The sequence below is a fragment of the Candidatus Hydrogenedentota bacterium genome, from assembly GCA_018005585.1.
In the GTDB taxonomy this organism is placed as follows: domain Bacteria; phylum Hydrogenedentota; class Hydrogenedentia; order Hydrogenedentales; family JAGMZX01; genus JAGMZX01.
Map to the genome: position 1 here is coordinate 1 of JAGMZX010000205.1, position 7,970 is coordinate 7,970.

Consider the following 7,970-nt stretch of genomic DNA (forward strand, 5'->3'; position numbering starts at 1 on the left):
CATGTTCTCGCGATTCACCCGTGTCCAGACCGGAAAGAGGCGCGTCGCGGGTCAACTCGTGAAGAAAGAGGTCAATTCACGCAATAATGCCGGCACGTCGTATTGGCTCGGCTCGACCTGAACGTCCAGCCCGCATTCGCGCGCGGTCTTGGTCGTGACCGGGCCAATCGAAGCGAATACAGCGCGTGACTTGAGCGTTTCGAGCCGGTTGCCCTGCAATCGCGCGCAGAAATGCTTCACCGTCGACGAACTTGTAAACACGACAACGTCCGGTTCAAAAGCCATCAACGCTTCGACGGTTTCTTCCGGAATCCGCGGCGCGAGAGTCTCATATACAACGATTTCACGCGTTTCCGCGCCGCCTTCCCGCAGCGCGCCGGGCAGGCCGGATTTCGCGAGGTTCCCGCGCGGCAGCAAGAAGCGCTTGCCGCGAAAATCCCCTTCGCGCTCCAGCAACGCCGCCAAGACGCCGCTCGCGGCCTGCTCTTTCGCGACGAGGTCCACCGCGATATCGCGCTGCTCAATCTCGGCTGCCGTCGCCGGACCGATCGCGCAAACGCGGGGCACCGCATAATCGCCCAACGTCAGGCCTCGCATCGCAAGGGATTCGAAGAAGTACTTGACGCCATTCACGCTCGTAAACACGACCCAATCCGCGGGCGCGGGAGCGGGCCAGGTCTCGGGCATAGTCCCTTTCATTTCGATTGTGGAAAACGCGAAGGTCGACGCGCCCAAATCCTCCAGGGCCTGCACAAGGTCACTGGCCTGCGATTGTGCGCGAGTGACCACGATGCGCTTGCCGCTGAGCGGCTTGCCCGCGGCCAGGCCGAGCTTTGCGGCCCTCTGCACAAACGCGGCCGCGCCCATCCCGAGCAGCACTTCCGCGGCGCGCTGTCCCAACGCTTCCGCATCCTCCAAGCGCCCCTCGGCCTCCGTGCGCAGCACGCGCCCGCCATCCGGGTCGCAGATGCCCGCGTACAACCGGAGCCGTTCTCCCTCCGCGCGGCCCAGCGCACCAACCGGCGTTTGGCAACCGCCGCCCAGCGCGGCGAGCAAGGACCGCTCCGCCGTAATCTCCGCCGCGGCCACATCATCGTGTAGAAACGAAAGAAGCGCGGCGACCCGTTCATCGCCCGCACGGATTTCGATGCCGAGCGCGCCTTGGCCCACGGCGGACAACATAACCCCGGGCGGCAATTCCTGCGTGATGGCGCGGCTCTCGCCCAGGCGGCGCAATCCGGCGGTGGCCAGTACGGCGGCATCCAAGTCGCCGTCGCTGACGCGCCGGAGCCGCGTCGGCACGTTGCCGCGCAGGTCCACGACGTCCAGGTCGGGACGCACGGCGATCAATTGCAGACGGCGGCGCAGGCTGGAAGTCCCCACGCGCGCGCCGCGCGGCAGTTGGTCCAGCCGCGCGCCGCCCCGCGAGACGAGCGCGTCGCGCGGGTCTTCCCGCACCGGCACCGCCCCGAGCGCAAGGCCATCCGGCAACTCGGTCGGCAGGTCCTTCAGACTGTGTACGGCCAGGTCGATGCGCCCGTCGAGCAGTGCAATTTCCAGTTCCTTCGTGAAGAGGCCTTTACCCCCGATTTGAGCCAGGGGAACATCGCGGATCTTGTCGCCGCGCGTTGAGATGTGCTCGATGACGACCTCACAATCCGGCCATTGCGCGCGCATTTGCGCCGCCACCCATTCGCTCTGCGTCCGCGCGAGCAGGCTGCCGCGGGTCCCTATCACGAGCCTCGCCATCAGAAGTCATCCTTCAATCCGAAAAGGCGCTTGATCAACGACAGGGCGCGGCCCGAATCATCCTCCGTGACTTCCTGTTTCAGTTGCGTCATGGGCCGCTGCAATATGGTATTGACGATGCGTTTTGTGAGGTACTCGACCTCTTCCCGCTGCTTCTCGCTGAGGTCGGGCAGCGCGTGCAGCGTCTTCTGCAATTCCCGCTCGCGAATGACGTTCAGTTCGTTCGCCATCGACACGATCGCCGGCTCGGCGCGCAGCCCCTTTCGCCACCGCATGAAGTTGTCCACCTGCCGGGATACCATCTCGACGCATGCGGTCATCTCCGCGCGCCGCGCCTCCAGGTTCTGGTCGGCAACCTGCTGCAGTGCGTCCAGGTCATACAGGTAGACATTGTCCAATTGGTTCACCGCGGGGTCGATATCGCGTGGCACCGCGATGTCGACGACAAACATAGGCTCGTGGTTGCGCTCGCGCAGCGCGCGCTGAAAATCCGCCGGGCCGAGGATAGGTTCCTCCGCGGCCGTTGAACTGATGACAATATCCGCGAGGGCAAGGCATTCGCGCAAACGGTCAAACCCGAAAGGCTCGCCCCTGAACCGTTCCGCGAGTTTCCGCGCCCGGTCAATATTCCGGTTCGCGAGCAGGACGCGGCCCACGCCGCGCGCAATGAGCGTTTTCAACGTCAACTGGCCGGTTTCACCCGACCCGATCACCATGACTGCCTTCGTGCCGAGTTCGCCGAAGACCTGCGTGGCCAGGTCCACCGCCACGGAAGGCACGGATACCTTTCCCAAGCCAATATTGGTCTGGGTGCGCACATCCTTGGCCACTTTGAGCGCGCGCTGGAACAACGCGTTGAGAATCTTGTCGGTCGTCTGCGCGGCCTGCGCGGTAAGATAGGCGTCCTGCACCTGACCGAGCACCTGCGCCTCGCCCACCACCATGCTGTCGAGGCTGCACGCCACGCGAAACAGGTGCGCCACCGCCTCCGCGCCCGCCAGTTCGTAGAGCGACGGGCGGAACATATCGAGAGGCACGTCATGCCATTCGGACAGGAAACCGCGGCAGGCGGCGTGCAATTCCTCGGCCGGACCGGGGTCGCGGACATATAGCTCGACGCGGTTGCAGGTGCTCAGGATCACGGCGCCGCCATCGGGCAAACGCTTCTTCAGCGCGCGCAATGCCGCCTCAAGGCGCGCCTCGGGAAACGCGAGCCGTTCACGCAACGCCAGGGGACTGGTGTGGTGACTGATGCCGGTCAAGGCAATCGTCATGCCGCGCCTCCCCAGAAGTTGTAGTTGGTCAGTCCCAAAACGTTGAGGAAAAGATATACGAAGAGCAGCAGGCCAAACCCCCAGAAAACACAGTACGCGAGCTTCGGCCCGCGCAGCCAGCCGCGCGCCCTCGCGTGATAGCTGAAACTATAGAGCAACGCCATCACCAGTGACAGCACAATCTTCGGCGAAAGCCACCAGGTGTCGCTCAGCGAACTGCTGTCGTACCACGCCCAGAACAGGCCAAGCCAGAGCGTCACCACGAAGAGGGGATAACCGAACGCGATGAGCTGATACAGGGTGCGGTCCAGTTCCTCGAGTGAGGGCAGCTTGAGAAAGAGGCCCGTGGTACGGTGCCCTTTCAGACGGCCTGATTGGAACGCGTAGGCGAGGCTCGTAAGGCTGGCCATGAGAAACAGCGCGTACGCCAGCATCGCCAGCGACACGTGCACGGTCAGCAGCAGCGTCGTCAGCGGCTTCGGCCCCGCCCCGAAATCGGCCAGCGCCGTGTAGGCCGCGATCAGCGCGATGACCGCCAGCGGCGGCATGTAGAAACACATCAGCGCGCGCCGCTTTTCGTCCCAGAGCACCGCCGAGGCCGTCACTGAGCCCATCAGCACGAACAGCACCAGACTGTCGGTCGGACTCGTCATCGGCAGCAGCCGCCAGTGCAAGTATCGCAGCGTGAAGGTCACTGCGAGAAACACCGCCCCGGCGATCGCAAGCCGGCCCGCGGCATGCAGACGGCGCGCCGTCTCTTCGCGAAGAAACCAGAGAGAAAACGCGGCCGCGCCGGCATAGCAGACGACGCCCGCATAGAGAGCAACATAGATAGCGGCGTGCACCCGATGGTCCTTTCTGACTCGGGGACAGGCACGACTTCGCGGACTCCCGGCGCCTGTACCCCAAACTCTTGCTGCGCGCCTTATTTTCGCGCGGACGGCGATAAGGATAGCGCCTCCTGCACGGCAGCCGCAAAAGCGCCCGGCGCATCTGTTACATACCACCGGATGCCCGCGTCTATCAGGTCCCGCAGGGAACGCGCATCGAAAAGAAACGGCCGCAACTGCAAATCGATCCCGGCTGCACGGGCACGCTCCGCCGCGCCGCGCAAGTAGCGCGGGTCAAATGCATATTGGATGCCGGAACTTCCGCGCCGGCCGCGCAGGTGAAACTGCAGCTGGCTGAGACCGGCAAAATTCGCGGCGGCCAGTTCCTCGAACCGCGCCTTCATGCCCGAGGGCGTCCCGCTCAGCCACGTCATTGTGCGCGCACCGTCGTAGAGCGCCTGCAAGCGGCGGCACGTCTCCACCTCTCCATGTACGAAAATGATCTGCCGCTCGAGGCCCGCCGCCCGAATCGCTTCCACAAGTTTCTGTTCATCCGCGTCTTTCACGTCCAGGTACAATTGACGTTCCGGCTTGCCGCGCATCGCCGCGAACACCTCATCGAGTGCGGGAACTCGCGCGCCCGCGAATCGCAAATCGAAAGTGGCGCCTGCGTCCCAGGTGCGCACGACCTCATACGGGATCTCCGGAATTTGCCTGTCGCGCCACGGTTCCGCCGCATTCGTCGTGCGCGCGGGTGTCTCGTCATGCATGCACACCACAACGCCGTCCTGCGTTGTGCGCAGGTCAATTTCCGGCACCGCACCCGGGATGCTCCACGCATGCTCCAACGCGGCCAGCGTGTTTTCCGGCGCCTCTTCGAGTCCCCCGCGATGCGCCTGAAAATACACCATCGGCCGAGCGTCCTCCGCCCCCACAGCGCGCACAATTACACACAAAAACAAACTCAAAACGCTACATATCATTGCCAAGTCGCGCATAGTCATGCTCCTCACTCCCGATTCAGCCGTTCCAGCCGGAACTTCGGCTTGCCATCGCCGCTCCCCTGCCCCGCATCGGTCCCCGCAGTCGGCGCGGGTTCGGGCGCGGCTTCCGGCGGCGTTTCGAGTCTCTCCGCGGGCGCCGCCTCTGTCGTGGCTCCAGGCGTTGTTTCCTGTGCGGGTTCGGGCGTTGCGGAAGGCGCCGATTCGTGCGCGGAAGGAGCGAGGGGCGGTTCCGGCGGTGCGGCGGCGGGATTTTCCGGTTCCGTGCCGGGTTCCGGCGCAACGGACGCGCCGCCGACCGGCTCGATGCGGAACTTCCGTTCCCGGTTGGGATCCAGAAACGCCGGCGGAAGCGCCGCCGGCTCCTCCTCGTCCTTTTCGGGCACGGGCACCAGCACTTCGAATTTGAATTTGCCCGGCGGCTCCTGTCCGGCGGCGTCCCATATCTGCGGCAGGTCCGTGGGCAACTCTGGCGCAGGCTCGGGCGACGGCTCGGCCTGCACGGGTTCTTGAACGGCGGATTCGCTTCCGCACCATGCCGGGCCGAGCACGGCATAGAGGCCCAGTGCGCTATGTCGTCCGGTGATCCGGCGTGCTGCCGCATCCAGCGTCTGTTCGGGCACGGGCCGCCAGTTCAATCCCTCTTCGTACACGTACAGGGCGAGGTTCGGCAGCAAGTCCGGCCGGCATAGTGTCTGCGGCACTTCCATCTCCGCAACAATTGAAACGGGCGTGCTGGCCGGGTCGCACGACGGCCGCACGAAGGACGTAAAGGCGATCAGTCCTTCGGGCAACGGCGCGGCCGTTTCCGCCGCGGTACGCAGGACGGCGTCAATCTCGCGTGGCGCTTCGAAGGTGAACGCCCCGGTCACCCCGAGGGGAAACAGCGTCACGCGGCGGCCGTAGGCGGACTGCGCGTAGCGCCAGACCTCATCGCGCGTGAAGCGGTTTACCTTGAAGCGGTGTTCGAGGAGCAGGTCCAATTGATCATCGAAATGAGGCGAGTCCGGGTTATCGGAAGCGCCGAACCGCGCGACGCTGACCATGCGCGGCGGGTCGTCGAACTCAATGACGAACGCATGCGCGCAGCCGTAAGTGGCGTACCACGCGCCCCGGTCGAACAATGAATCGCCCATGCGGAAAACGGGGTCGCCGGAAGCGGAGCCGCCGATTGCCTCCTCGCGCTTGCCGCGGCGGATCTTGTGCGCATCGCCCCATGGGATCCGGATTGAGTCAAAGGTATTGCGCAGACTCCGCGCGGCTTCCGCCGCGGCGTTCAAGGCAAGTTCCAGGACCTGCGGGTCCTTGCGCATCATCGCGCCGTGCAACGCGGCGGAAGACGGAAACACGGGCGCCGCCCGCTGCACGAGGTCCGTCCACCACGCATGATAAAAGGTCATGCCCTCGAACGGCACATCGGCCACGCAATTCCACGACTGCAGCAAGTCCAGGGCGCCCGCCAGGTCGGGATGGGCTGCCTTCACGAAATCGGGCCGCGCACCGGCGGCTTCTATCAACACGGGCGTCAATTCGGCGGCGGCGGGCGCCAGCGCGTCGTAGACCATCGACTGCATGTCCCGGAAACCGCGTTGCCCCGTGCGCAGCAGCCGGCGGACCCGTTGCGCGCGCGGCGTATCGATATCCTGGATGAGCCACGGCGGCCACGCCTCCGGCTGCGGGCCGGCGTCGTCCGTCGCGGACCAGGGCGGATTGCCGCACGCCTGCAGATAACCCGCCTTCGGGTTCATGACATACGGCAACTGGTCCGGCAGAAAGACCGACACCCAGGCGGTCCCGTCCAGCGCCGCCTTTTCCGGCGTCTGCCACGTAATCGGGGGACGCCCGCTCTTTTCCCGTTCTTCCAGGACGGGAGGCGGCAGTTCACGCGTGCCGGTTTTGGCGTTATAGGTGTAAAAGAGATTGCCCGCCTGGTCCGCATAGAGCACGTGAAAACACGGCAGCTGCTGCAGCATCAGCGCCGCCTGGAACGCGCCAAGGTCCCGCGCGCGGCCCATTTCCATGAGTTGATAGAACCCGCCAAAATCGCGATAGCCGCCAATCCGCCAGGAATGCAGCCCGCCGCCGCCGGCCTGAAACACGGGTCCGCGCGAATTGATGAGCGCGGGCGTGAACCGTTCCTCAAGCCCTGCGGGCGTGCGCACATAATAGGGCCGCGCGTTCGACATGAATTCGAGACCCAGCATGAATTCCGCGTCGAAACGCGGGAGCCGCGGGTCATTGGGATTGCGCTGCGGCTGGGCAAACTGCTCCTCGAAGATATCGGCGAAATCCGGCCAGTTCGGGGTCAGTGCCCAGCCCAGATAGCCATTGTGCCCCTGGATAATGACCGGCAACCCGTACAGCGTCACGCCCGTTACGTCCAGGTCGCCCGCGGCCAGGTGCGCCTCGTACCAGCGGAACGGGCCGTCGAAGTAGTCGTGCGGATTGATCACCAGCAAGGTCTTGCCCTGCTCCGTCCGCGCGGGCGCCAGGGCCCAGGCGTTGCCCGTCTCGATTGCGCGCGGGCGATGGTACAACTCCGGCAGGTCCCACGGCGCCATGCTCATCAGGAACGCGTGCCACAGCGCCAGCACGTCCGGCGGACTCACTCCTTCGCACCACGGGGGTGTCTCCGCGGGGTTTTGCGCTATCCACGCGTTCACCCCGAGCGCGAATCCCTCGCACAAGTCGCGCGTGACCGGGTCCACCACGTCCAGCGCAGCGACCGCCAGCCGCGCGTGCCCCATCGAAATCGAGAACGCGTCCGAATTCGCGTAGGGCTCGCCCGCAATCTCCGCCGCGCGCCCGTTCGCGACCCGGTACGCGAACAGCATCGGTTCCAGGTGGTCCTCCGCCTGTGCGTAGCCGAACGCGAACGCCAGCGCGCGCGGGTCCCGCGCGTAGACGTGCGGCACGCCCCATTCATCACGGTAGAGCGTGGCATCCAGCCACATCAGCGCCGGGTCCAGCGCGGGCTGTGCATCAATCGCCACGCAACACAACGCCGCGACAGCGCACGAAAGCGCCGCGTGCGCCGTCCACGCATGTTCTGTTTTTGCCAACCCGCTCACGGGGCACGATTATAGCCAAAATCCGCACGCGGGAACGCCTTCCGG

The 7,970-nt window shown here is 65.3% G+C and carries 5 protein-coding genes; all 5 read right to left on the minus strand.

What is annotated here, in order from left to right:
• Positions 1–51 precede the first annotated feature (51 nt).
• Entirely contained in the window at positions 52–1,749 is a 1,698-nt protein-coding gene (gene hemC, locus KA184_21975) for a hydroxymethylbilane synthase (protein ID MBP8132257.1), read from the minus strand.
• Complete coding sequence (locus KA184_21980; GenBank protein ID MBP8132258.1) at positions 1,749–3,023, minus strand: glutamyl-tRNA reductase; 1,275 nt, start codon at positions 3,021–3,023, stop codon at positions 1,749–1,751. The genes hemC and KA184_21980 overlap by 1 nt, the downstream gene beginning before the upstream one ends.
• Positions 3,020–3,868, minus strand: coding sequence for a cytochrome c biogenesis protein CcsA (ccsA, locus tag KA184_21985; protein MBP8132259.1), 849 nt, complete (start codon positions 3,866–3,868; stop codon positions 3,020–3,022). The genes KA184_21980 and ccsA overlap by 4 nt, the downstream gene beginning before the upstream one ends.
• A gap of 80 nt (positions 3,869–3,948) precedes the next feature.
• The gene (locus KA184_21990) at positions 3,949–4,764 is read right to left on the minus strand and encodes a glycerophosphodiester phosphodiesterase family protein (protein MBP8132260.1); all 816 of its coding nucleotides are present in this window, start codon (positions 4,762–4,764) and stop codon (positions 3,949–3,951) included.
• A gap of 98 nt (positions 4,765–4,862) precedes the next feature.
• Positions 4,863–7,847, minus strand: a complete 2,985-nt coding sequence (locus KA184_21995) for a penicillin acylase family protein (protein ID MBP8132261.1) — start codon at positions 7,845–7,847, stop codon at positions 4,863–4,865.
• Positions 7,848–7,970: the final 123 nt, after the last annotated feature.